The organism is Pseudomonas sp. MF6396, assembly GCF_002018915.1.
Lineage (GTDB): Bacteria > Pseudomonadota > Gammaproteobacteria > Pseudomonadales > Pseudomonadaceae > Aquipseudomonas > Aquipseudomonas palmensis.
In genome coordinates, this window is sequence record NZ_MVOK01000090.1 from 1 (window position 1) to 1,192 (window position 1,192).

At 56.0% G+C, this 1,192-nt stretch carries 1 protein-coding gene; it reads right to left on the bottom strand.

Features of this window, described 5'->3' with window-relative positions:
* Positions 1-144 precede the first annotated feature (144 nt).
* On the bottom strand, positions 145-1,125 hold the full coding sequence (locus MF6396_RS28070; RefSeq protein ID WP_078482019.1) for an IS5 family transposase: 981 nt from the start codon (positions 1,123-1,125) through the stop codon (positions 145-147).
* Between the last annotated feature and the right edge of the window lie 67 nt (positions 1,126-1,192).

The window sequence follows — 1,192 nt, forward strand, 5'->3', positions numbered from 1 at the left end:
GGATGGTCTGAAGTAGACCGCTATTTTTCGGCTATTGAGCCATCGGCGCTTTCAAAAACGGCTGCCGTTCAAAATTGATCAAATCTGCTTCGTATTTCATGCTTTTTGGCTGCCGCGAGCACCTCGCAGCAGCCATTTGCCTCATTAAGGGCGCACCTCTCCTGTGCTGGAGAGCAAATGTCGTCGCGCCATCCACAGGTTCGACAGGGCGAACAGTGTCACCATCTGAGCAGTGTTCTTCGCCAAGCCTCGGAAGCGCACTTTGGTATAACTGAACTGGCGCTTGATCACCCGAAAAGGATGCTCGACTTTGGCGCGAACCTGAGCTTTGGCTCTCTCGATCTTGCGTACCGCCTTGTACAACACGCTGCGTTTGCCATGCTTCTTGTAGGTGCTGCGCCGGGCTGCAACCTGCCAGATGACTTGGCGTCCCGCATGCTCTTCGCGCTTTTCGACACCGGTATAGCCCGCATCAGCGCAGACCACGTTCTCAGCACCGTGTAGCAGTTTGTCGACTTGGGTCACGTCCGCGACATTGGCCGCAGTGACCACCACGCTGTGCACCAGCCCCGAGTCATCGTCGACACCAATGTGCGCTTTGGCGCCGAAGTAATACTGGTTTCCCTTCTTCGTTTGGTGCATTTCTGGGTCGCGTTTACCGTCCTTGTTCTTGGTCGAACTGGGTGCATGAATCAGCGTGGCATCGACGATGGTGCCTTGTCGCAGTGACAAGCCACGGTCGCCCAGATAGCCATTGATCACACCGAAAATGCCAGCGGCCAACTCGTGTTTTTCCAGCAGGCGACGGAAGTTGAGAATGGTGGTTTCGTCCGGGATTCGCTCCAGGCTCAGGCCGGCGAACTGGCGCAGGATGGTGGTCTCGTACAGCGCCTCTTCCATCGCAGGATCACTGTAACCGAACCAGTTCTGCATCAAATGAACCCGCAGCATCGCCATCAACGGATACGCCGGACGACCGCCTTCGCCCTTCGGGTAATGAGGTTCGATCAGGGCAATCAAACCCTTCCAGGGCACCACCCGATCCATCTCGATCAGGAACAGTTCCTTGCGGGTCTGCTTGCGCTTACCGGCGTACTCGGCGTCGGCGAAGGTCATTTGCTTCATCATCGAAAAGCTCGGTGATTGGTGTCCGGGGATTTTGCCAAATCAGGAAGCCTTTTTCAGGATTTCC

Bases quoted from the DNA above. Each gene is read 5' to 3' on its own strand.
- MF6396_RS28070 (WP_078482019.1), bottom strand. From the start codon at position 1,125: ATGAAGCAAATGACCTTCGCCGACGCCGAGTACGCCGGTAAGCGCAAG.